The following is a 23,500-nucleotide window of genomic DNA, read 5'->3' as shown; positions in this document are numbered from 1 at the left end:
ATTTATTTAAAATCTTAATCTTCAAATTCTTCTCTTAAAATACGTTTTACGTCCTCGATAGTTTCCTCCTCAAGATCGACCATATTTAAAAGGCTTTCAGTCTCTTTATCTAAAACTGATTTTGCAGTAGTAAGACCTACTTTTTTAAATTCATCCAAAATCCACTGCTCGATATCGTCATTAAATTCTCTCAAATCAACATCGTCATCCTCGCTAGCTTCTCTATATACATCAATTTCGTATCCTGACAACCAAGATGCCAATCTGATATTCTGTCCTTGCTTACCAATCACTTTAGAAATCTCTTCAACAGGAGTATAAACTAATGCATAGTTTGCTTCCTCGTTGATATCAATTTTATTAACAGTCACGTTTCCTAAAGCTCTCTTCACCAAGATTTCAGGGTTTTTCGACCACTGAATAACATCGATGTTTTCATTTTTCAACTCTCTTACCACTCCGTGAATTCTTGAACCCTTCACGCCCACACAAGCTCCTACAGGATCAATTCTGTCGTCGTAAGCATCTACTGCAATCTTAGCCTTCTCACCAGGAATTCTTACTACCTTTTTCAACATGATAGTACCATCCTGAATTTCAGGAATCTCCAGCTCTAATAATTTCTCCAGGAATTTAGGTGCAGTTCTGGAAATAATAATCTGTGGTTTTGAACCTTTGAAATCTACTGTTTCCACAATAGCTCTGATATTCTCACCCTTTTTAAAGAAATCCGATGGAATCTGATTTTCTTTAGGCAAAATGAATTCGTTCCCTTCATCATCCAATAAGATCACATGTTTGTGACGGATGTGGTGGATTTCTCCCACTACAATCTCCCCGATTCTGTCTTTAAACTGCTCGTACAACATTGCATTGTTGTGCTCCTGCAGTTTAGTCGCTAAAATCTGTTTCAAAGTAAGGATATTTCTTCTTCCTAACTGAGCAACAGGAATTTCCATTGTAAAATCTTCTCCAACTTCGAAAGTAGGGTCAATTTTCTTAGCTTCAGAGATCTCGATTTCCAAATCATCATCTTCCGACATTTCGTCGTCTACGATCGTTTTATTTAAAAAAATCTGAAAATCTCCTTTATCAGGGTTTACAATCACATCAAAATGATCATCCGAATCGTATCTTTTTCTCAAAAGTGTCTTCAGTGAATCTTCAATAATTGCCATAAGATCAATCTTACTGATCCCTTTTTCGTCTTTAAAATCACCAAAGGATTCAATCAACGCTATATTGTCCATCTATTCTTTTTTCTTTTAAAATTTAATTGTTACTAATGCTTTTTTAATCTCAGAGTACGGAATTTCCTGTTCCTCCTCCACATCTACTTTACCTTTACCTACCTCTTTCGGTTTGCGGTAACGCAGAATAAGCGTAATCTTTTCTTCATCTACTTTTGCCAGTTCACCTTCAATTTTTTCAGAGTTATTTAATAAAACTTCAATTTCTCTTCCTAAATTTTTAGCAAACTGTCTCGGAGTTGCCAGAGGCTCACTCAATCCCGCCGACATTACCTGTAAGCTGAAATCATGTTCCTCACGATCCATATTGAATTCTATCGCGCGACTTGCATCAAGGCAGTCCTGCAAAGAAACTCCGTTGTCACCATCTAAAATCACTGTGATGTCATCCCCCGCAGAAAACTTTAAATCAATAAGAAATAAATCTTTTCTGGTTTCAAGGAATTCATTTAATAATTCTTCAATTCTCTTTCTAAACTCCATAAAATATTCAAAATCTTGATTTAACAGTACGAAAAAAGGCTTTCTTCCGAAGGCCTTCCCATGTTTTTCCGTTAATCCATTGCAAATATACGAATTTTTCTTAAAAATGCAAAATATCTTATTATCAAGTAAATAAGTTAATATTCATTTACATTAAATTAAAGGTCGTGGTGATAGTATTTTTACTATTTTTGTCACTTAATTTTTAAAAACATACATTTTGAATATTACTATTGTAGGAACAGGCTATGTTGGGTTAGTTACAGGAACAACTTTGGCAGAGCTTGGCAATTCAGTATACTGTGTAGATATTGATGAGAAAAAAGTAGAAGGCATGAAAAACGGCATAGTTCCCATCTATGAGCCGAACCTTGAAGAAATGTTTCTTAGAAACATCCAGGCTGAAAGATTATTTTTCACTACCAATTTAAAGGAAGCATTAGACAAAAGCGAAGTTATTTATCTTGCTTTACCAACTCCTCCGGGAGAAGACGGTTCTGCAGATCTTTCTTATGTATTGAAAGTTGCAAACGATATCGGCGAAATGATGACAGAATATAAAGTTGTCGTAAACAAAAGTACAGTTCCCGTAGGCACAGCCGACAGAGTAAGCGAAGTAATTGCTTCGAAAACAAATATTCCTTTTGACGTCGTTTCTAATCCTGAATTTTTAAGAGAAGGTTTTGCCGTTGAAGACTCTATGAATCCTGCGAGAGTGGTTGTAGGATCAAGTTCTGATAAGGCTAAAGATATTATGGCTAAAATTTATCAGCCATTTACCAATACCGGAATACCTATTATTTTCATGGACGAAAAGTCTTCTGAACTCACAAAATATGCCGCCAATTCATTTTTAGCTGTAAAAATTACATTTATGAATGAAATTGCCAATTATTGCGAAAAAGTAGGTGCAGATGTAGATAAAGTAAGATTGGGAATGGGAAGCGACGACAGAATCGGACATCGGTTTTTATTCCCGGGAATCGGATATGGAGGAAGCTGTTTCCCGAAAGATGTGAAAGCATTGATAAAATCAGGAAAACAGGAAGATTTTAATTTCCAGATATTAGAAGCTACAGAAAACGTAAATATTGCTCAGAAAGTAATCCTTGTTTCGGAAATTGAAAAATATTTCGGAGGAAACATTGAAGGAAAGACAATTGCTTTATGGGGATTGGCTTTTAAAGCAAATACTGACGACATCAGAGAAGCATCTTCTCTGGATAACATTGCTCTTTTATTGGAAAAAGGAGCAAAAATCATTGCTTACGATGCAGTTGCGGAAAGTAATGTTAAAAAACTTCTTGGAGATAAAATTCAATATGCGAAAAGCATGTATGAAGCATTAGAAAATGCGGATGCTTTATTCATCGCAACAGAATGGTCGGAATTTAAAAATCCGAACTTTGAATTAATGGCTCAGAAAATGAAAAACAAAGTAATTTTCGACGGAAGAAACATGTATCCACTGGAAATTCCCGAGCAAAACGGATTCTATTATAAAAGTATCGGACGTAAAACAATTTCGCCAAATGGAGACTCTTAAAATAGCTGTACTTGTTCCCTGCTATAACGAATCTCTAACAATCGGAAAAGTTGTAAAAGACTTTAAAACTTATCTTCCTCAAGCTGAAATCTACGTCTATGATAACAATTCAAAAGACGGAACGATAGAAATTGCTAAAGAAGCAGGTGCGATTGTACGACAGGAAAAACGACAGGGAAAGGCCAATGTTGTCTTTAAAATGTTTAGAGAAATAGAGGCAGATATGTATATCATGATCGATGGTGACGATACTTATCCTGTAGAATGTGTTCAGGAAATGGTGAATCAGTTTGTCGAAAACAACTGCGATATGCTTGTTGGCGACAGACTTTCCAACAACAGTTACAAGAAAGAAAACAAAAGAGCTTTTCACAATTTTGGAAACAATCTGGTAAGAAACCTCATCAATGTATTTTTCGGATCTGAGCTAAAAGATATTTTATCCGGATACAGAATTTTTTCTAAGAAATTTGTTAAGAATTACTCAAGCTCTATTAAAGGGTTTGAACTGGAAACCGATCTTTCGATCTATTCCTTACATCACGGATTGGCAATTGAAGAATATTCTATTGATTACAGAGACAGACCGGAAGGAAGTGTCTCAAAGCTAAATACTTTTACAGATGGTTTTAAAGTAATCAAATTATTTTTCAACCTTGTAAGATTATACAAACCACTATTATTCTTTGGCGGATTTTCGATTGTCTTGTTTATTATAGGAATACTGTTCATGATTGTTCCCATCAAAGAATATTTTGAATACAAGTATGTATATAAAGTTCCTACATTAATATTTTCCATTATGCTGATGATTGTTTCAATACTTTCATTTGCTACAGGATTAATTTTAGATAACATAAGTATTATAGATAAAAAGAACTTCAAAGTACGATATAACAACACAAAATAAGCATGAAAGAAAAATTTATTTTTCTTCTTTTCGCTGTGGCATTTTTCCTCAATACACAGTTTAATTTGTTCCATCTGATTCCTCAAGAAAAGTTTGAATACAGCAAACTTGAAGAATCGGAAACTCTGGTTATAGGGAAACTTTTAAATTCCCAGAACGGATCAATATTTGACGACGGCGGTTTTACGGGTACTTACTATTACGAAAAAACAATTTCGGGAAGAGGTGTCGGCGGAAAGAAGTCTTATGCCAAATATATTAACAACGAAATCCCTCAAAAACAACATTTTGATGCTTACAAATCTCAAATTGGCGGTCAGGCGATTTTGTACAGTATATTTGATAAAATTTTCGGGTTAGACAATAAGACAAATATTTTAATCTTCAGAATGTTTAATTCTTTAGCTTTAAGTATTATTCTGACATTATTTTTGGTCTGGATTAAAAGAAAATTCGGTATCGTAACGGCGGTTATATCATTCGTTTTACTTCTTTTTAACTACTGGATATTTCTTTACGGAAAAAGCACCTGGTGGTGCAACTGGGTTTATTTTTTGCCTTTTGTTTACGGATTATTCTTTTTTGAAAAGTACGAAACGACGAATTTCAAAAGGTACATTATCGTATTTTCATTATTATTCTTTGTGAAATTCTGGTTTACCGGTTTTGAATTCATCACTGTATTTTTAATCTGCTCTTCGATACCTTATATATACTATGTGTTTGAGAATAAAATTTCTTTCTATTTGCAATTCATTAAAAGACATTTTCTTATCACCATTATCCCCTTGATCGTTGCTATCTTATTTCAGTTATTTCAATTTAAGCTTTTAACAGGAAACTTTAAAGACGGAATTGCACATTTAAAAGATGCTTATGTAAGAAGATCAAGCGGCGATTATTTTTATGAAAAAGAGTTCGGATATTTAAATAATTTAAAAAAATATCATGTGGATATTATTACAAGATATGCAGGAAATTCATTTATTAATGAAAATCTAACTTTTGTGAAAATTCCGTTTTTAATAATTATTGTAACAGGAATTTTATGTTCCTTCATATTGTATAAAAAAAATATTGAGAGAAGACTTGTTGGAATAACATGGTTTTCGATCGCAGCACCATTCAGCTGGTTTATTTTATTTAAAGAACATGCGCACATCCATAAACACATCGATTTTTTTGTTTGGTACTGTCCGTTTCTATTATTAATAATACTTTTAATATCTTTAACCTTTAATTTATTTTTGAAAACATCAAAATGAAAAATATAATCATCACAGGAGGAGCCGGATTTATTGGCTCTCACGTTGTAAGAGAATTTGTAAAAAACAATCCCGACACAAAAATCATCAATCTTGATGCTCTTACCTATGCAGGAAATCTTGAAAACTTAAAGGACATTGAAAATGAGCCTAATTATGTTTTCGAAAAAGCAGACATCACAAAGCCTGAAGAGCTTAGAAAGGTTTTTGAAAAATACAATCCTGACGCAGTTGTTCATTTAGCTGCAGAAAGTCATGTTGACAGAAGTATCACAGACCCGATTGCGTTCATCAACACCAATGTAAACGGAACTGCCAATCTTCTGAATCTTTGTAAAGAATTCTGGACATTAAATCCGGATCATACTCACGGAAGATTCCCGGATGAAAAGAGAACAAACCTATTTTACCATGTTTCTACAGACGAAGTTTACGGAAGCTTAGGTGAAACAGGATTTTTCTTAGAAACAACTGCTTACGATCCACAATCTCCGTATTCGGCTTCAAAAGCAGCTTCTGATCATTTGGTGAGAGCTTATGGAAATACGTATGGAATGCCGTTCATTGTTTCCAACTGTTCAAATAACTACGGTCCGAATCATTTCCCAGAGAAATTGATTCCTCTTTGTATTTCAAATATTCTTAATGAAAAACCTTTACCAATTTACGGTGACGGAAAATATACAAGAGACTGGTTATTTGTAATCGACCATGCAAAAGGAATTCATCAGATTTTCAACGAAGCTAAAACAGGAGAAACTTACAATATCGGAGGTTTCAACGAATGGCAGAATATCGATTTGGTAAAAGAATTAATCAAACAAATGGATGAAAAGCTTGGACACCCTGCAGGACATTCAGAAAAATTAATTACTTATGTGAAAGACAGACCTGGTCACGACAAACGTTACGCAATCGACGCAACTAAGTTGAATTCAGATCTAGGATGGAAACCGTCTGTAACTTTCGAAGAAGGTTTGGCAAAAACTATCGACTGGTATCTTGAAAATAAAGAATGGCTGGAAAATGTAACCAGCGGAGATTACCAAAAATATTACGAAACACAATATAATTAATATGAGGCTTTTACTGACTTTTTTCACATTTATAATTCCTCTTATTGCTTTTTCGCAAAATCCTCCACCTATGTCTATGCCTAAAGGTAATCAAGTAGCATTAATTGAAGAATTTGTTAAGGTTTCTAATTATGAAGAATCTTTGAAGAAGTTTGGAATGGAATACATGTATTCTAAAATGTTTAAATATAAAAATGGGGAGAATATCAGAGTTTTAACAAAAGAACAAGCAGAACAAATACTTAATCAGTTTGATTTTAAATCCTTTAAGGAACATAGTATTTATAATACATTTTCACTTGTTTCAGAAGACAATTTGAAAGCCCTAATAGAATTTTATAAAACATTAAACGGAAAGATAGACAAATCAGGAGGATTGTTTATAAACAATAATGCAATTATTACAAACTTCACAGGTTATCTTAATCAAGAAATTGAAAAAACAAAAGCAAACAAATGAAAGGAATAATATTAGCCGGAGGTTCCGGAACAAGACTCTACCCTCTTACCATTGCTGTAAGTAAGCAATTAATGCCTGTTTACGACAAACCAATGATCTATTATCCTTTATCAACATTATTGTTGGCAGGGATTAAAGATATTTTAATTATCACGACTCCACATGATCAGGCAGGATTCGTTAAACTTTTAGGTGACGGTTCACAAATCGGCTGTAATATTGAATATGTGGTACAGCCAAGTCCGGACGGATTAGCTCAGGCATTTATTTTAGGAGATAAATTCATTGGAGACGATTCTGCGGCATTGGTTTTAGGTGATAATATTTTCTATGGTTCCGAAATGGGAACTTTGCTTAAAAACAAGACAAACCCAGAAGGAGGTGTAGTTTTTGCCTATCACGTTTCAGATCCTGAAAGATACGGAGTTGTAGAATTTGATGATGATTTCAAGGCTGTCTCTATTGAAGAGAAACCTTTAACACCCAAGTCAAATTATGCTGTTCCCGGATTATATTTCTACGATAATGAAGTTGTGGAAATTGCAAAAAACATTCAACCTTCCCCGAGAGGCGAACTGGAAATCACTGATGTCAACAATGTTTATCTTCAAAAAGGAAAACTGGAAGTAGGCGTTCTCGACAGAGGTACAGCCTGGCTGGACACAGGAACATTTGATTCCCTGAACGACGCCTCAGAATTTGTAAGAGTAATTGAAAAAAGACAGGGCTTCAAAATCGGATGTATTGAAGAAATTGCCTTCCGAAATAAATTCATTAATGAAGAAAAACTACTGGAAACCGCTATTAAATATGGAAAGAGTGGTTATGGAGAATATCTGAAGCAGCTAGTCAACAAATAAATACCCTCATTAATAAATTCGAAAACTATTGGCTGTATGGTCAATAGTTTTTTGATCGTAATAACAAATATTAATACAATTAATACATTAGTTGCTAATTTCCTATTTCATGTAAATAATATTTCACAATACATGAAGTTAGGAATCAATTAATATTTATAAATTTGAAAAAAAAATCTACCTTGAAAACAGTAGTATACACATCTGATAAAAAAACACATTTTTTCCAAGAGCTTAAATCAATTTGCCGAGATATTAAATCCTCTAATTTTTTGGCCTATCAAATGACTAAAAGAGATATACAGTCTCAACATAGACAGTCTTTATTAGGTTTCTTTTGGATATTAGCTCCTGTAATTATTAATTCCTTAATCTGGTTATTTTTAAATGGATCCGGGGTAGTAAATGTGAATATACCGGGAGGAATACCTTATCCCGTTTTTGTTATTTTAGGTACCACAATTTGGAATATCTTCGCTGAAGCTGTTCAAAGTCCAATAACAGCAGTAAATTCCGGAAGAGCGATTATTTCTAAAATCAATTTTCCTAAAGAAGCATTATTAATGAAAGGATTGTACACTGTCCTTTTCAATTTAGCCATAAAAATGATACCTGTTATTGCTATTTTGATAGTTTATCAGGTGGCACCTTCGTGGAATTTATTACTTTTTCCTTTTTATATTATAGCTTTAATGATTTTCGCTTTTGCTATAGGTCTAATTATGACTCCCCTAGGATTAATCTATACCGATATAAGTAAAGCACTAATTACAGGCATTCCTTTTTTAATGTATATTACGCCTGTAGTATATGCTGCTCCTAAAGTAGGTATTTTTAAATTTTTGTTTAATCTGAATCCTTTAACTTATATAATTAATGATATGCGAAATACACTGGTAGGAGTAGAAACAAATTCTTTGTTATTTACAATCATTTTAACAGTGATCAGTTTTATTGTTTTATTAATCGGTTTGGTTATTTTCAGAAAATCGATGCCGATAGTTATTGAAAAAATTGCAGGGTAATGAAAAAAGATAAAGAAGTATTAGTATCGGTACAGAATGTCTCTAAAAAATTCAGTAAAAGTCTGAAAAGCTCACTGAAATATGGAGCTTCAGATATTGTCCGCAGTACGCTGGGTTTAACAATAAATAAAGACCTACGCCCTCAGGAATTTTGGGCTGTGAATGATGTTAGTTTCGAACTGAGAAGAGGAGAATGTATCGGTCTGATCGGTCATAATGGAGCCGGAAAATCTACCCTTCTAAAAGTTCTGAACGGATTATATGCTCCCGATAAAGGACAGATTGTAATGAAAGGAAAAATTGGAGCCTTGATAGAACTGGGCGCAGGTTTTAATCCAATACTTACAGGTCGGGAAAATATCTATAATAATGCTTCCATTTTGGGATTTACAAAAAAAGAAGTTGAAGAGAAAATAGAATCGATAATCGATTTTTCCGAAATAAAAGATTTTATAGATACACCAGTCCAAAATTATTCTTCCGGTATGAAGGTACGTTTGGGATTCGCTGTTGCAGCTCATCTCGAACCTGATGTATTGATTATTGATGAAGTATTAGCTGTTGGAGATTTGGGGTTTGTTTTGAAATGCTTTAGTAAAATTGATGAATTACTTCCCCATACTGCTGTTATCTTTGTTTCTCACAGTATGCCGATGGTATCAAGAATATGTAATGAAATCATCTTAATGGATCATGGTAAAGTTGAATATCAGGGAAAAGAAATAGGAAAAGGAATACAGCTTTATTACAATAAATTTTCAAACAACAGCCAAAATAAAGTATATGATAACAGCACTTTTGAATTGATTTCTGCACAAACAGATCTTTTGAATAACGAAATACACCGTCATCAGGATTTTAATCTCACTTTTGAATTCAAAATCAATAAACCTGTTGATACATTGCCTGTGCTATATCTTGAATTCAAGGATAAGGAACAGAAGCCAATTGCAGGAATTTCCGTTAAAGAATATAAAGAAGATGTAAAGCAGGGCACAAAAATTATTTACAAAACAACTGTTAAAAATCCACTTTTTACATTAGGAAAATATATCCTGGATGTAGGATTGTATGAACCCGCTACAGAATCACCATATCTTAGAATTAATAACATGATTGAGTTCACAGTAAGCGGAGAAAAAGAACAATGGATACCATTTGAGCTCGATAGCGAAAATATCATAACTTTACATTAAAATTTATTATGATTCCCGTAACACAACCCTTTCTTCCGCCTCAGGAAGAATATGAAAAATATTTAGACGGCATCTGGAAAAGAAACTGGCTTACCAATATGGGACCTTTAGCCAGTCAGCTTGAAATGGAACTTAAAGACCATCTTAAACTCCAGCATTTACTTTTCGTTACCAACGGAACTGTTGCCATTCAAATGGCAATAAAAGCATTAGAAATTTCAGGAGAAGTAATTACTACACCATTTTCTTTTATAGCAACTACAAGTTCTATTGTGTGGGAAGGTTGTACTCCGGTTTTCGTAGATATTGATGAGAAAACTTTATGTATAGATCCTAAAAAAATTGAAGAAGCAATAACAGAAAAAACCAGCGCAATTCTTGCGACCCATGTTTACGGAAATCCATGTGATGTAGTCACAATAGAAGCTATTGCTAAAAAACATAACCTTAAGGTAATTTATGATGCTGCTCACGCATTTGGAGTAGAAGTTAACGGAAAGTCTATTTTTGAATATGGTGATATTTCTACTTGCTCTCTCCATGCAACCAAACTTTATCACACGATTGAAGGAGGTTTAGTGATAACAAAAGATCCTGAACTGCTTAAAAAATTGGCATTTATAAGAAATTTTGGCATTTCGGGGTTCGATTCATTTTCGGAATTAGGGCTCAATGGTAAAAATTCCGAATTTCATGCTGCAATGGGACTTGTTAATCTGAAATATATTTCTAAAATACACGAAAAAAGAAAAGCTCTTGCCGAACTTTATGATCAGAAACTTAAAAACCTGCATGCAGTAAAACCTCTATGGCATTCTAAATCTAATAATAATCATTCTTATTATCCTGTTGTTTTAGAAAGTGAAGAACTTTTACTCAAATTAAAAAAAGAAATGGATAAACAGGAGATTTTTACAAGAAGATATTTTTATCCAAGTCTTGCATCTGCATTGCCCTATTTACCTAAAATTGAAATGCCTATTACTGAAGATATTGCCAAAAGAGTCCTGTGTCTTCCGTTTTATTATGATCTTACATTTGAAGAGGTTGAGCTTATTGCCCGTCTTATGCTTAGAATTCAAAATAATTAATTATGTTGATTGTAGGTGCTAAAGGCTTCGCAAAAGAGATACTTGAAATTTGCCATCAGAAAAACGAATTACAAAACCTCGTTTTTTATGACGACATAAGTGGAGATACCAATATTCTGTATGAAAAATTCCCTGTTCTGCAAAATGTAGCAGCAGCAGCAGATTATTTCAAAACTGTAGATCGGAAATTTACCTTAGGAATCGGAAATCCGAAATTAAGAAAAAAACTGGCAGACAAATTTACGAATATCGGAGGTGAACTTGCTTCTACAATTAGCATTAAGGCAGATATTGGATCTTACGGAATAACAATAGGCGATGGCGCTAATATTTTAGACGGAGCAAAAATCTCCAACGATGTCACCATTGGCTATGCCCCTATCATATATTACAATTCAATCATAACCCATGATGTGAAAATCGGGGATTTTGTAGAAATATCGCCGGATGTAAAAATATTGGGAAGAGCAACAATAGGAAATTTCTGTCAGCTTGGAGCGGGAACAATTATCCTTCCCGATATAAAAATCGGAAACAACGTAATTATAGGAGCAGGAACTGTTGTTACAAAAGACCTGCCTGACAATTGTACCGCTGTAGGAGTTCCTTCAAAAATTATAAAGCAAAACTAAATGATGAATCCCCTAGTAAGTGTTGTAATGATCACATATGGTCATGAAGATTATATCGAAGAAAGTATTAATGGAGTTCTCGCTCAGGTTCTTGATGCTGAAATTGAACTTATTATTTCCGATGACTGCTCTCCGGACAATACTGAAGCTGTTGTAAAAAGAATAATAGAAAATCATCCTAACGGACATTGGATAAAATATATAAAGCATACTGAAAACAAAGGAGCAATCCCAAATTTTGTATGGGCAATTTCTCAGGCAAAAGGTAAATTTATTGCTTTGTGCGAAGGAGATGATTATTGGATTGATCCTTTGAAATTAAAAAAACAGATTGAATTTTTAGAAAAAAATCCCGATTACAGCCTTACATTTCACAAAATAAAAGAACTTACGACCAGAGAAGAAAAGTTTACTTATACTAATCCTGATGAAGAAAAAACGTATACCATCAGTGATCTTTCAAAAGAAAATTTTATCATAACAGTTTCAGTGGTTTTCAAAAAAAACATGGAAACAATGCCGAATTGGTTACAATACTCTCCTATCGGAGATTATCCGTTGCATTTGTTAAACGCCTCGTATGGTCTCATAAAATATTTCCCAGACGAAATGGCAGTTTATAGAGTGGGAAGTGGTATGTGGAGCACGCAGAACACAGTAGATCAGATTGTAAATACAATGTTTTCTCTGAGATTTTTATTACAACATTTTAAAAGTAATAAAGAAGTTTTTGATAATCTGAAACTGCAGTATACTAATTTTCAAAAAGCACTTTCGAATCCTTTCGACGAAAGAAGGTCGTTAGAGATAAAAATTAAAGATTATCACTATCTTGAAAGTATAACATCTTTTAGCTATCTTTTAAAAATGCTAAAAATAAAACTCCTAAAAAAATTGCAGAATTAAAAAAATATAAACCTGTTCCAAATGTTCCAAAAAATAAAAAATTATCTTCATAAAAAAATCTTCAATATCGTTACTGATTTTGAAGAGCTGGAGAAGAAAAAAAGATGGTGGCGATTCACTTCAAAACCAAACATTAATATCCATCATACTTTTGCTCCTCAAGATGTTAATATATTTAAAGGACACGAAGGCGAATTTGGAAATATTACTATTGGTGAAACGTTTTTTGTAAGAGATTACTGCAGTATTTCAGTACTTCCAGGTGCTATTCTCAACATTGGAAAAGGAGTTTTTTTTAACAATTATTCATCCATTAATTGTCTCGATAACATAACAATTGGAGATGATTCTATTTTCGGAGAAGGTGTAAAAATATATGACCACAATCATAAATACGGATTTGATCCCGATTTTTCCGTCTATAAAAATAATTACAAAACAGCTCCTGTCATTATCGGAAACAATTGCTGGATTGGCAGTAATACGGTCATTCTGAAAGGAGTAGAAATTGGTGACAACTGCATAATTGGAGCAGGATGTGTTATTCACAAATCCGTTCCTGCAAACACTATTATAAAAAACAGTCAAAATTTAATATCTGAATCTTTACAAAAATGAGTGAAACAAAAAAAATATTATTAATTTCCCATGAAGCATCTTTATCAGGTGCTCCGATTCTTGTCTTAAGTTTATTGAAAAAACTTAGACAGCAAAGAAAAAATTATAGCGTAGATGTTCTTTTATTAAGACCCGGACAATTGTATGAAGATTTTGCAAAGCTTTCTGATAATAAAATTCTTGTTGCTAATTACTTCAACCAGTCCTTATCTTTTGTAAACAGAAATTTCAAAAAATTTCAGAATGCCTTCTTTCCAAAAGAGGAAACCAAAGAAAAACAGATTGAAAAAATAACAGGAAAACTTCTTCAAAACAATTATGATCTTGTTTATGCCAATACAGCAGAAACTTTGGTATGGACAATTCCGTTTTATAAGAAAAACATTCCTACCATCGTAGCCATTCATGAGCTTACTTTTGGTATTGAAAGTGCTTATTCAAAAGATTTTATTTTAGAGAACATCTCGAATGTTTCTATGATTATTGCGGGTTCAAATGCTGTGGCAGACAACCTCATCAACAGATACAATGCAGATCCTAAAAAAGTAAAAGCAATTCACTCTTTTGTGGATGAAAAATTAGAAATTCAAAAAGATAAAGAGCAAATAAAAAAGGAATTAAATATTCCTGAATCCGATATCATTCTTGGTATTGCAAGTTCCCAGGAATTAAGAAAGGGAACCGATCTCGTACCTCTTCTAGTAAAGAAAATTGCAGATAAAACAGACATAAATTTCAAGTTCATCAATCTTGGGGGTTCATCAAAAATCGGTCCAGTGAAGTGTTCTAAAATCGATGCCGAGAAACTGGGTGTTGAAGAAAAAATAATATATGTTGATCATAATAAAACACCTAACGATTATATTAATACTTTTGATATTTTCCTGCTTTTATCAAGAGAAGATCCTTTTCCATTGGTAATGCTTACCGCAGCAAAGCTTCAGAAACCTATTGTTGCCTTCGAAAAAAGTGGTGGTGCTGTAGAATTTTTAGAAAACGGCCATGGAGTTCTCGCACCATATCTTGATCTTGATACAATGGCAGATGAAATTGTAAAACTTCTTCAGGATAAAAATCTAAGAGAAAATTACGGCTCAAAAATTCAGCACAGACTGGAAGAAGAATATTCTGAAGACAAACTTACTTCACAGATTTTTAATCTAATTGATGAATTAATATAACATGATTTCAATAGTAATTTCATCATACCAGGAACATTATTACAATCAGCTTGTCAAAAACATTGATGAGACTATCGGTTCGTGTCAATATGAAATAATACAAATCTGGAATCCAGCACTTATGAGTATCACCAAGGCGTATAATCTAGGTGCGGCTAAAGCAGAATATGAAAATATTCTGTTCATTCATGAAGATCTTATTTTTAAAACTCAAAATTGGGGAGGAAAATTGATTTCACATCTTGAAAAACCACATGTTGGAATTATAGGAGTTTCCGGTTCTTCATACGTGCCTACTGCTCCTTCGAGTTGGACTGTATCAGAAGAATATCAACAAACCAATATTCTTGAAAGCACCAAAGAAAACCCTAATCCAAGGCATACAAATACAATGCAGAATAACATGAATGAAGTGTATGGAGTGGATGGAGTTTTTTTGGCTTTAAAAAAAGAAAATTATTTAACTTATAAATTTAATGAAGAACTAAAAGGTTTTCATGGCTACGACTTAGATATTAGTTTAAGAGTATCAAAAACACTACAGAATTATACCGTTGACGACATATTAATTGAGCATTTTTCTATGGGAAAGCTAGATAAGATCTGGTTTGATACTAATATTATTATCCGAGAAAAATTAGGAGCCTCATTTCACAAAAAAAATTCAGAGACAGAAAAAAAAGCTTTTTTAAGTTTTTTAAACAGATATTTCCAATATTACCCGATAAACACCAAAAACATTTTATTTACATTGAAATTTTATCCTTATAAATTCCTTAATATAAATGGACATTCCGTAATTTTAAAAAAATATTTTAATTATTTAAGATATTCTTTTGATATAAATAAAAAAATCGAGTCATAAAATAATTAATCAACACTTTAATCTTAATAGTAAAAACATTATAATGAAACAATTTCTAAACACCCACAATCAAGACTTATTAAAATTTGCTGAAGATAATTCTTCAAACTATAAAAATGCGGCTCCCTTTCCAAGCATCTCATTTGACAATTTTTTCAATCCTGAATTTTTAGATGAAGTTCTGAAAGAATTCCCGGATCTATCTACACAGGATGCAATTAATTTTAATGATCCTCTTCAAAAAAAATTCGCTGGTAAAGGTGAAAAATCCTTTGGTCCAAAAACCAGAGAATTAATGTATTTCTTAAATTCAGAACCTTTTCTGAATTTTGTAAATAAACTTACCGGCATTGAAGAAGTACTCTATGGCGATCCATATTTTTCAGGGGGAGGACTTCATGAAATAAAAAAAGGAGGGCTTTTAAAAGTTCATGCAGACTTTAATAAAAATCCTATCAATGGCTTAGACAGAAGAGTTAATATTTTAGTTTATTTAAATAAAGATTGGAAAGAAGAATACGGTGGCCATTTTGAATTATGGAATGACGATTTAACGAAATGCGAAACTAAAATAGCTCCAACCTTTAACACACTAGCAATGTTTTCAACAACGTCAAATTCATATCACGGTCATCCTGACCCATTGAATTGCCCTGAAGACAGAAGCAGAAAATCTTTAGCATTATATTATTATTCAAACGGAAGACCAGAATCTGAAGCAATTGCTTTTAAAGAAAGTCACAATACACTTTTTGTACAAAGAAAAGACTCTGACCAAGATACAACTGCTTGGGATGAAAATAAAAAAAGAAAAAAACAAGAGTATAAAAAGCCTTCATTAATAAGAAGAGTTTACTACAAAATTTTTGGAAATTAAAAATTTTTATTAATAAACTTAAGAATATGATTATAGGAAGTGGGCTTATTGCAAACTCATTAAAAAATATAGATTCGGAAGATCATTTATTCTTTGCATCTGGAGTCTCAAATTCCCTCGAAACAAGAAGCTCAGAATTTGAAAGAGAATTTTCACTTTTAAAAAACAGCATTAAAACCAATAATAAAAGTAAATTAGTTTACTTTTCAACATTAAGCGTAAATGACCAGTCGAAACAGGATAGTCATTACGTTCTGCATAAACTGGAAATTGAAGATTATATAAAAAATAATTGCCGCAATTATCTCATTTTAAGAATAGGAAATATTGTAGGAAAGGGTGGAAATCCAAATACATTGTTTAACTTTCTTAAAAATCAAATTACCAACAGCAGCGAATTTAAAGTACATAGCAAAGCCAGGAGATTATTGTTGGATATAGACGATATTCCAAAATTTCTAAGTACAGATTGTCTCAATATAAAAAATGAAACGATTAATTTCGCTTATCCTTTTTACTATGATTTAAAGGAAATTATAGGTGCAATTCAAGATCAGATTCAAAAAAATGCAAATTATACAGAATCGGATGAAGGAGATTTTTATAAAGTCAATTTTAATGACATTACAACCGAATTTTTCACCGGGATTGAACCCAACGAATATTTAAAAATTTTAGCCGAAAAGTATATCTAAATAAAACACAAATGCCAAAGATTTATTTTATTATCGTTACCTATAATGCCATGAGATGGGCAGAAAGATGCTTTACAAGTTTAAAGCGGTCTTCTGTTCCGGTTCAGTGTATTGTTATCGATAATTGTTCTACAGATGGTACTCAGGAATATATCAAAGCTAATTTTCCGGAAGTAGATTTTATTCAATCCGAACAGAATTTAGGTTTTGGAAAAGCCAACAATATCGGAATAGAGAAAGCTTACAAACAAGGCGCAGATTTCTTTTACCTGATGAATCAGGATGCATGGATTTATGAAAATAGTCTTGAAAAATTATTAGCCATATATAACAGCTCGGATATCAAAAACGAGATTGGAATATTAAGCCCTATGCATCTGGACGGAACAGAAAAAAGAATGGATATTTTTTTTGAAAGATATCTTGCCAGAAACACCCATATCAACAGAATTTTCTCTGATGCTTTTAACAACAGCCTGAAAGACAGCTATGAAATCGATTTTGTGAATGCTGCCCATTGGTTTTTACCCAGAAAGACGATAGAGGAAGTCGGCGGTTTTAACCCTTATTTTTTCCATTATTCTGAAGATTATGAATATGTACAACGTATCTTATTTTTCAAAAAGAAGATAATAGTTTGTCCGGGAAGTATCGTCGTGCACGACGGTAGACAGGATTTTAATAAAACCAATCATATTAATGCCTTGAGGGTTCAAAGAGAGCAGCGTTACTTAAATCCGGCTTATGATTTCAATAAAACAATTTTAAATAAAGAATTTATTCCGAAAATCATAAAACAGACTCTGGCTCTTAGATTTTCAGACGCTTCCGAGACATGGAAGGAATATAATTATCAAAGCTCAAAATGTGATGAAATTATGAACTCAAGAGCAATTCTGAAAAATAAAGGGGCTTCTTTTCTCAACATAAATAAATAATATTGTAACTTAGTAATCTACTGCAGTAGATCGAAAAAGAATTTTAACCCCTCCAATGAATCCAAAAGTATCCGTTATAATGCTTACCTATAACCATGCTCCATATCTCAGGCAAGCTATAGAAGGCGTTCTCTCCCAAAAAACAGATTTTCCAGTTGAGCTCATTATCTGCAATGATAATTCTCCGGACAATACCGATCCGGTTATTGCTGAATTTGCTGAAAAATACCCTGACATTATAAAATATTTTAAGCACAAGAAAAATATCGGATTTGTAGAAAACCAAAGATTTGCATTTGGTCTGGCAAAAGGAGAATATTTGGCTTATTGTGAAGGTGATGATTACTGGACAGATAATAATAAACTTCAGTTTCAATCGGATTTTCTTGACAGGAATACAGATTTTGTGATGGTTACCGCGAGGAATCAATTATTCATCCAAAATGAAAATAAGTTGACCAGCGATGGTAAAGATCATATATTTGCTGATAAAGAATTTTTGGACTACACCCAAGACAGTTTTTTCATAAGCCGCCCTACGCAGACTTTCACTTACATGATCAGAAAAAAATTTATGGATCTTAAATGGATAAACATTTATCCTGATTACAGAGATCTTTATTATTTTTATCATCTTCTGGAATTCGGAAAAGGCAGATCTTTTAATAAAATTATCGGAGTATACCGCCTTCATGACGGAGGTGTTTTCAGTTCTCTTGAAATTGAAAAAAAGCACAGAACTTCCATTAATATTTTTAAGAATATCAAGAGACAGAATAATGACAGCCGGGCAGACAGACAAATCATTAAAGATCTGGATCAGCTTATATTACAATATTATTACAGGAAAGAATTTAACACTCCGATAATAAACTCTAATCTTTACTCTGCTATATTTGAAAGATTTTTCCTATCCGGGAATTTTAAAATATTTTTGATACAAATCTTAAAAATTCTAAAGTATACAATAAAAAGGTAAACATGGCTAAGGTTCATATTATTATTATCACTTATAACGCCATGAAATGGGCAGAAAGATGTTTTAAAAGCTTAAGACATTCATCCATTCCCGTAAAATGTTTTGTGATCGATAACGGATCTTCCGATGGAACCCAGCAATATATTAAAAATCATTTCCCTGAAATAGATTTTACCCAATCTGAGACTAATCTGGGTTTTGGAAAAGCCAATAATATAGGAATTGAAAAAGCATATAAAGACGGAGCCGATTTTTTTTATCTGATGAATCAGGATGCATGGCTGTATCAGGATAGCATAGAAAAAATGCTGGAAATATATAATCATCACCCCAATAAAGAAGAAATAGGAATTATCACTCCCATGCATGTTGATGGATCAGAGAAATATCTTGATATTTTTTTAGACCAGTATATTGCTAACAATTATGAAAAAACAAGGATGATTTCTGACTTATATTTTCAGACTCTGAAGCCTTATTACGAAGTAAAATTCATCAATGCCGCCCATTGGCTTTTACCGAAAAAAACAATTGAAACGATAGGTGGTTTTAATCCTTACTTCTTTCATTATGGCGAAGATGATGAATATGTAAACCGTATTCATTTCCATAAAAAGAAAGTATTGCTGGTTCCCGGCAGTAAAGCCGTTCATGATGGGGTACAGTTATTACGAAAAATTGATTTAAATAAATATCCTGATCTCCGGGTAGAAACAAATATTATGAACCCCAACATAATAAATGCTCTTCAGACAGAAAAAAAATCATTCAGGCAAAGTATGATTAAAAATCTTGTAACTGGTAAAATAGAGAATTACAAAAAACTCTCTCAAAAGTACAGGAAAATCTCGAAAGAAGAAAAAATGTTAATAAATTACAGAAATCAGGTATCTCAGATAGGAAATACTTTTCTTAATCTGTCGTAAATTAGCATATCCAAAATTTGAAAATTAATGATGAAAAATAAAATTTTATGTGTGGAATAGCCGGAATAATTGCTAATAATGCCCGAAATTATCATGAAGAACTAAAAAAAATGACTGATGCCATTGCGCATCGCGGTCCTGATTCTTCTGATGTTGAATTTTATGAAAATGCAGCTTTAGGTCACCGCAGACTTTCCATTATAGATCTTTCTGAAAATGGAAAACAACCGATGCTTTCCAGCACAAAGAATGAATGTATCGTTCTGAATGGTGAAATTTATGGCTATCAAAATATAAAAGCACAATATCCTGAATATCCTTACCGTGGAAGCTCTGACACCGAAGTTATTCTTGCCATGTACCAGAGAAAACAGGAAAATCTTATCCATGATCTTCCCGGAATGTTTGCATTTGCAATCTGGGACAACGGAAAACAGGAATTATTCTGTGCAAGAGACCGTTTTGGTGAAAAACCTTTCTTCTACGCCATCGGAAAAAATAACGAATTCATTTTCGCATCTGAAATAAAGGCAATTCTGGCTTCAGGACTGATTCAGCCAAAAGTGAATCAGGAAGCACTTTCACATTATTTACAGTATGGTTATGTAAATACTTACCATAGCATTTACGAAAATATACATACATTACCTCCGGCTCACCAACTGATCTGGAAAGACGGCAAATTTTCTGTTTCAAGATATTACAGCCTGCCTGCAAAAGACCGGGTTTTAAGCTTATCTGATGCAAAAGAAGAATTCACTTATCTTTTAAAAAAAGCCGTTCAAAAACAGCTTATTGCAGATGTGGAAGTAGGAAGTTTTTTAAGTGGTGGTCTCGATTCTTCATCAATTGTAGCCCTTGTTGCTGAATTTTTACCTAAACAGACTACAATCAGTTTTGGGTATGATCACGAAAACAGTGAGTTAAAATACGCCAAAGAAATCGCCGAAAAATATAATACCAATCATATTGAAGTTCATGAAAAGAAACAGGATCTGGCAACTTCACTTTTAAAAATTTCTCCTTTTTTTGATGAGCCGTTTGCTGATATTTCTTTCATTCCGCATTTTGAGATTTGCAGAAATGCCAGAAAAAATCTTACCGTCGTTTTATCAGGAGATGTCGGTGATGAATTATTCGGTGGATACAATTTTTATCGTGTTGAAAATCAACTAAGAAAACATTTCAGCTATAAAAATATCATTGCTAAATTTGGTCTTAATTTATATCAAAAATTAAAACCTATTTCTTTCATTTCACAAAAAAATTTACAATATGAAAATATTCTGGATTTCCATCAAAATCATGTAAGAAATTCATTTAATAAAGAAGAAAAAGATACCTTGGGAATTACTTCAACCTATTCTCAGCCTTACAGCTTCAATCCTAATCCTGATTCACTAAATGATATTATGAGAGTTGATTTAGAAGGCTATGTTCCGGGAAATATGATGGTAAAATCCGACAGAATGGCAATGGCAAACTCTTTGGAAGTAAGAACTCCTTTTTTGGATCTTGATTTTGCGGAATTTTGCATTCAATTACCTGAGCAGTTAAAATTGAATAACGAAAACGATAAAATCATCCTGCGTGAAGCGATGGGATCTTACTGGACAGAAACCATCAGAAAACGTCATAAACAAGGCTTTGGAATGAGTATAAAAAGTTGGTTTGAAGAAGAAAATCTTGTTAATCTTTCCAACGATTTATTAAAAGACGCTGATCAAAAAATATTTAAATATATTGATTTTAAAGCCACTCAGAAGTTTTTGAATAAAGACCATAAACACTGGAATCTCTTACAATTGGCTCTTTGGGCCCATAACAATCAAAATGTTCTGTAATGATTGATATTTCGGTAATCATTCCTGTTTATAATGCAGAACAGTTTTTGGAAAAAGCTGTAGAATCTGCTGTGTATTTTGATGAAGTAAAAGAAATTATTTTAATTGAAGATAAATCAACGGATAATTCTTTAGAAATCTGTCAAAAATTAGCTGCAGAAAATCTTAAAATAAAATTATTTCAACATCCCGACAAAGGAAATCACGGCGCCGGTGCGACAAGAAATCTGGGAATAGAAAAAGCAACGGGAAATTTTATTACTTTTTTAGATGCCGATGACTATTATCTTCCCAACCGTTTTGACGCGGAAAAAGAAATTTTTAATGATCCAAAAATAGATGGTGTTTTCAGTGCCATCGGTGTTGAATATTTAACCGAAAAAGGAAAGCAGGAATATCTTACAAAATTTAAGGATTCGCCACTCACGACTGTCAATTATCAGGCTGAAGGAGAAGAAGTTTTCAGAGGATTATTAAGTTTAACGCCTAAAATTTTCGGTACATTTTTTCATTTAAATGCACTCACTATCAGAAAATCTGCATTAGACAGAACGCAGCTTAGATTTAATGAAAATCTGCGTGTGCATCAGGATTCTGATTTTAATATAAAACTTTCTTATCATTGTTATTTAAAGTCCGGAATAATTGATCAGGCTGTTGCCATCAGAGGAATTCACGATGATAACAGGATTACAAAAATTGTTCAGTATTCACCTCAGTATAACCAAAGACAATACATTTACTGGAAATCTTTATATGATTGGGCAAGTGCAAATAACCTGCCTCACGAATATAAAAAGAGAATATATTTAAGCTTTAAATCTTTTGATCTTTCCCAGAAAAAAGGATTGACAAAGTATATTAATATTTTGTTGGAAGGAATTAAAAACCCGGAAATATTAAAAACAAAATATCGTTTTAATTATTACAGATAAATGAGAATTTCCGTAGTCATACCCGTTTATAATGCGGAAAAATATGTTATACAAGCTGTAGAATCTGCTCTTCAGTTTGAGGAAGTTTATGAAGTTATTTTAGTTGAAGATAAATCGCCGGATAATGCTTTAAAAGTATGTCAGGAACTGGCTGAAAAATATGAAAAAATAAAGCTTTTTCAACATCCCGATAAAGAAAATCACGGAGCATCAGCTTCAAGAAATTTAGGCATAAAAAAAGCTACAGGAGATTATATTGCCTTTCTGGATGCTGATGATTATTATCTTTCCAACCGTTTTGATGCAGAAAGGAAACTGTTTAAAGATCCAAAAACAGAAGGCGTTTACGGAGCTTTAGGTGTTCATTTTTATTCGGAAAAAGCAAAAGAACAGTATTATAAGGTTTTTAGAAATTCTTTGACTACTGTTAATAAAAAATACCATCCCAAAGAAGTTTTTCCAGGCCAATTATATATGCTGGGAAGTTTCGGAATGTTTAGTATTGATACTTTAACGGTAAAAAGAGATTCTTTAATAAAAAAAATGAATCCTCTTTTTAAATCAACGTTAAAGCTTCATGAAGATACCGAATTTCTTTTCCGATTGTCTTACTATTTAGATCTTTATCCCGGCATTATAGATAAACCCGTAGCTTTAAGAGGCGTACATGAAGAAAACAGGATAACAAAAATTGGAATCGATAAAAAAACTCCCATATTATCAAGATCAATTCTTTGGAACGATGTTCATGAATGGGCAAAAAATGAAAAAACAATGCCCGAAAATATCAAAATCCATATCAAAAGAATGCTTCGCAGCTATGAAATTGCCAAAGCTTCTAAACCAAAAAAATGGATAATGATCCTGAAATATCTAATTTTCGATTATAAAAGCATAAGATCAGGATTATACAATATCAATTTCAGAAATACTATAATTTAA

Annotated in this window: 24 protein-coding genes; 22 read left to right on the top strand and 2 right to left on the bottom strand. The window is 32.7% G+C overall.

All coding sequences use genetic code 11. The annotated features are described in order from the left end of the window. Positions 1-14 precede the first annotated feature (14 nt). Complete coding sequence (gene nusA, locus ABD745_RS08610; RefSeq protein WP_047401197.1) at positions 15-1,250, bottom strand: transcription termination factor NusA; 1,236 nt, start codon at positions 1,248-1,250, stop codon at positions 15-17. 15 nt (positions 1,251-1,265) lie between these two features. Next, a complete protein-coding gene (gene rimP / locus ABD745_RS08605) occupies positions 1,266-1,733 on the bottom strand; it encodes a ribosome assembly cofactor RimP (RefSeq protein WP_047401196.1) in 468 nt (155 codons plus the stop codon). A 220-nt stretch (positions 1,734-1,953) separates the two neighbouring features. Here rimP and ABD745_RS08600 point away from each other — a divergent pair, with 220 nt between their 5' ends. From ABD745_RS08600 to ABD745_RS08495, 22 genes are all read left to right on the top strand, one after another. After that, positions 1,954-3,279 (top strand): UDP-glucose dehydrogenase family protein, encoded by a 1,326-nt coding sequence (locus tag ABD745_RS08600; RefSeq protein WP_344828120.1) that lies wholly within the window; start codon positions 1,954-1,956, stop codon positions 3,277-3,279. Beyond that, a complete protein-coding gene (locus ABD745_RS08595; protein WP_344828118.1) occupies positions 3,266-4,189 on the top strand; it encodes a glycosyltransferase family 2 protein in 924 nt (307 codons plus the stop codon). Before ABD745_RS08600 ends, ABD745_RS08595 begins: the two co-directional genes overlap by 14 nt. A gap of 2 nt (positions 4,190-4,191) precedes the next feature. Beyond that, positions 4,192-5,454 carry a hypothetical protein gene (locus ABD745_RS08590; protein ID WP_344828115.1) on the top strand — a complete coding sequence of 421 codons (1,263 nt, stop codon included), beginning with the start codon at positions 4,192-4,194 and terminating at the stop codon, positions 5,452-5,454. Next, complete coding sequence (rfbB, locus tag ABD745_RS08585) at positions 5,451-6,530, top strand: dTDP-glucose 4,6-dehydratase (RefSeq protein ID WP_344828112.1); 1,080 nt, start codon at positions 5,451-5,453, stop codon at positions 6,528-6,530. The genes ABD745_RS08590 and rfbB overlap by 4 nt, the downstream gene beginning before the upstream one ends. A 70-nt stretch (positions 6,531-6,600) precedes the next feature. Next, complete coding sequence (locus ABD745_RS08580; protein ID WP_344828109.1) at positions 6,601-6,990, top strand: hypothetical protein; 390 nt, start codon at positions 6,601-6,603, stop codon at positions 6,988-6,990. Continuing rightward, complete coding sequence (rfbA, locus tag ABD745_RS08575) at positions 6,987-7,850, top strand: glucose-1-phosphate thymidylyltransferase RfbA (RefSeq protein ID WP_344828108.1); 864 nt, start codon at positions 6,987-6,989, stop codon at positions 7,848-7,850. The genes ABD745_RS08580 and rfbA overlap by 4 nt, the downstream gene beginning before the upstream one ends. 182 nt (positions 7,851-8,032) lie before the next feature. Continuing rightward, positions 8,033-8,875 (top strand): ABC transporter permease, encoded by an 843-nt coding sequence (locus tag ABD745_RS08570; protein ID WP_344828105.1) that lies wholly within the window; start codon positions 8,033-8,035, stop codon positions 8,873-8,875. Then, positions 8,875-10,071 (top strand): ABC transporter ATP-binding protein, encoded by a 1,197-nt coding sequence (locus tag ABD745_RS08565; protein ID WP_344828103.1) that lies wholly within the window; start codon positions 8,875-8,877, stop codon positions 10,069-10,071. The genes ABD745_RS08570 and ABD745_RS08565 overlap by 1 nt, the downstream gene beginning before the upstream one ends. 8 nt (positions 10,072-10,079) lie before the next feature. Further along, positions 10,080-11,162 carry a DegT/DnrJ/EryC1/StrS family aminotransferase gene (locus ABD745_RS08560; protein ID WP_344828100.1) on the top strand — a complete coding sequence of 361 codons (1,083 nt, stop codon included), beginning with the start codon at positions 10,080-10,082 and terminating at the stop codon, positions 11,160-11,162. 2 nt (positions 11,163-11,164) lie between these two features. Beyond that, on the top strand, positions 11,165-11,794 hold the full coding sequence (locus ABD745_RS08555; protein ID WP_344828098.1) for an acetyltransferase: 630 nt from the start codon (positions 11,165-11,167) through the stop codon (positions 11,792-11,794). Continuing rightward, positions 11,795-12,700: a glycosyltransferase family 2 protein gene (locus ABD745_RS08550; protein WP_344828095.1), complete on the top strand. Its 906-nt coding sequence runs from the start codon at positions 11,795-11,797 to the stop codon at positions 12,698-12,700. 21 nt (positions 12,701-12,721) lie between these two features. Then, positions 12,722-13,318, top strand: coding sequence for an acyltransferase (locus ABD745_RS08545; protein WP_344828093.1), 597 nt, complete (start codon positions 12,722-12,724; stop codon positions 13,316-13,318). Beyond that, positions 13,315-14,499, top strand: a complete 1,185-nt coding sequence (locus ABD745_RS08540) for a glycosyltransferase family 4 protein (RefSeq protein WP_344828090.1) — start codon at positions 13,315-13,317, stop codon at positions 14,497-14,499. The genes ABD745_RS08545 and ABD745_RS08540 overlap by 4 nt, the downstream gene beginning before the upstream one ends. Position 14,500: 1 nt before the next feature. After that, positions 14,501-15,364 (top strand): glycosyltransferase, encoded by an 864-nt coding sequence (locus tag ABD745_RS08535; RefSeq protein WP_344828087.1) that lies wholly within the window; start codon positions 14,501-14,503, stop codon positions 15,362-15,364. Between the two features lie 43 nt (positions 15,365-15,407). After that, a complete protein-coding gene (locus tag ABD745_RS08530) occupies positions 15,408-16,241 on the top strand; it encodes a 2OG-Fe(II) oxygenase (RefSeq protein WP_344828084.1) in 834 nt (277 codons plus the stop codon). Between the two features lie 26 nt (positions 16,242-16,267). Continuing rightward, entirely contained in the window at positions 16,268-16,936 is a 669-nt protein-coding gene (locus tag ABD745_RS08525) for an NAD-dependent epimerase/dehydratase family protein (protein ID WP_344828082.1), read from the top strand. An 11-nt stretch (positions 16,937-16,947) separates the two neighbouring features. Then, complete coding sequence (locus ABD745_RS08520; protein WP_344828079.1) at positions 16,948-17,874, top strand: glycosyltransferase family 2 protein; 927 nt, start codon at positions 16,948-16,950, stop codon at positions 17,872-17,874. A gap of 55 nt (positions 17,875-17,929) precedes the next feature. After that, complete coding sequence (locus ABD745_RS08515) at positions 17,930-18,853, top strand: glycosyltransferase family 2 protein (RefSeq protein WP_344828077.1); 924 nt, start codon at positions 17,930-17,932, stop codon at positions 18,851-18,853. A 2-nt stretch (positions 18,854-18,855) separates the two neighbouring features. Continuing rightward, entirely contained in the window at positions 18,856-19,779 is a 924-nt protein-coding gene (locus tag ABD745_RS08510; RefSeq protein WP_344828074.1) for a glycosyltransferase family 2 protein, read from the top strand. Positions 19,780-19,826: 47 nt separating this feature from the next. Then, positions 19,827-21,623: an asparagine synthase (glutamine-hydrolyzing) gene (asnB, locus tag ABD745_RS08505; protein WP_344828071.1), complete on the top strand. Its 1,797-nt coding sequence runs from the start codon at positions 19,827-19,829 to the stop codon at positions 21,621-21,623. Then, a complete protein-coding gene (locus ABD745_RS08500) occupies positions 21,623-22,558 on the top strand; it encodes a glycosyltransferase family 2 protein (RefSeq protein WP_344828068.1) in 936 nt (311 codons plus the stop codon). The genes asnB and ABD745_RS08500 overlap by 1 nt, the downstream gene beginning before the upstream one ends. Beyond that, the gene (locus ABD745_RS08495; RefSeq protein WP_344828066.1) at positions 22,559-23,500 is read left to right on the top strand and encodes a glycosyltransferase family 2 protein; all 942 of its coding nucleotides are present in this window, start codon (positions 22,559-22,561) and stop codon (positions 23,498-23,500) included.

The organism is Chryseobacterium ginsenosidimutans (genome assembly GCF_039536845.1).
Lineage (GTDB): Bacteria > Bacteroidota > Bacteroidia > Flavobacteriales > Weeksellaceae > Chryseobacterium > Chryseobacterium ginsenosidimutans_B.
The sequence above is the reverse complement of the archived record's forward strand: the minus strand, read 5'-3'. Positions and strand labels throughout refer to the sequence as shown.

Excerpts from the sequence above, each read along its gene's own strand:
- nusA (WP_047401197.1), bottom strand. The coding sequence starts at position 1,250 with ATGGACAATATAGCGTTGATTGAATCCTTTGGTGATTTTAAAGACGAA.
- rimP (WP_047401196.1), bottom strand. The coding sequence starts at position 1,733 with ATGGAGTTTAGAAAGAGAATTGAAGAATTATTAAATGAATTCCTTGAA.
- ABD745_RS08595 (WP_344828118.1), top strand. The coding sequence starts at position 3,266 with ATGGAGACTCTTAAAATAGCTGTACTTGTTCCCTGCTATAACGAATCT.
- ABD745_RS08590 (WP_344828115.1), top strand. The coding sequence starts at position 4,192 with ATGAAAGAAAAATTTATTTTTCTTCTTTTCGCTGTGGCATTTTTCCTC.
- rfbB (WP_344828112.1), top strand. The coding sequence starts at position 5,451 with ATGAAAAATATAATCATCACAGGAGGAGCCGGATTTATTGGCTCTCAC.
- ABD745_RS08580 (WP_344828109.1), top strand. The coding sequence starts at position 6,601 with ATGTCTATGCCTAAAGGTAATCAAGTAGCATTAATTGAAGAATTTGTT.
- rfbA (WP_344828108.1), top strand. The coding sequence starts at position 6,987 with ATGAAAGGAATAATATTAGCCGGAGGTTCCGGAACAAGACTCTACCCT.
- ABD745_RS08565 (WP_344828103.1), top strand. The coding sequence starts at position 8,875 with ATGAAAAAAGATAAAGAAGTATTAGTATCGGTACAGAATGTCTCTAAA.
- ABD745_RS08560 (WP_344828100.1), top strand. The coding sequence starts at position 10,080 with ATGATTCCCGTAACACAACCCTTTCTTCCGCCTCAGGAAGAATATGAA.
- ABD745_RS08555 (WP_344828098.1), top strand. The coding sequence starts at position 11,165 with ATGTTGATTGTAGGTGCTAAAGGCTTCGCAAAAGAGATACTTGAAATT.
- ABD745_RS08550 (WP_344828095.1), top strand. The coding sequence starts at position 11,795 with ATGATGAATCCCCTAGTAAGTGTTGTAATGATCACATATGGTCATGAA.
- ABD745_RS08545 (WP_344828093.1), top strand. The coding sequence starts at position 12,722 with ATGTTCCAAAAAATAAAAAATTATCTTCATAAAAAAATCTTCAATATC.
- ABD745_RS08540 (WP_344828090.1), top strand. The coding sequence starts at position 13,315 with ATGAGTGAAACAAAAAAAATATTATTAATTTCCCATGAAGCATCTTTA.
- ABD745_RS08535 (WP_344828087.1), top strand. The coding sequence starts at position 14,501 with ATGATTTCAATAGTAATTTCATCATACCAGGAACATTATTACAATCAG.
- ABD745_RS08530 (WP_344828084.1), top strand. The coding sequence starts at position 15,408 with ATGAAACAATTTCTAAACACCCACAATCAAGACTTATTAAAATTTGCT.
- ABD745_RS08525 (WP_344828082.1), top strand. The coding sequence starts at position 16,268 with ATGATTATAGGAAGTGGGCTTATTGCAAACTCATTAAAAAATATAGAT.
- ABD745_RS08520 (WP_344828079.1), top strand. The coding sequence starts at position 16,948 with ATGCCAAAGATTTATTTTATTATCGTTACCTATAATGCCATGAGATGG.
- ABD745_RS08515 (WP_344828077.1), top strand. The coding sequence starts at position 17,930 with ATGAATCCAAAAGTATCCGTTATAATGCTTACCTATAACCATGCTCCA.
- ABD745_RS08510 (WP_344828074.1), top strand. The coding sequence starts at position 18,856 with ATGGCTAAGGTTCATATTATTATTATCACTTATAACGCCATGAAATGG.
- asnB (WP_344828071.1), top strand. The coding sequence starts at position 19,827 with ATGTGTGGAATAGCCGGAATAATTGCTAATAATGCCCGAAATTATCAT.
- ABD745_RS08500 (WP_344828068.1), top strand. The coding sequence starts at position 21,623 with ATGATTGATATTTCGGTAATCATTCCTGTTTATAATGCAGAACAGTTT.
- ABD745_RS08495 (WP_344828066.1), top strand. The coding sequence starts at position 22,559 with ATGAGAATTTCCGTAGTCATACCCGTTTATAATGCGGAAAAATATGTT.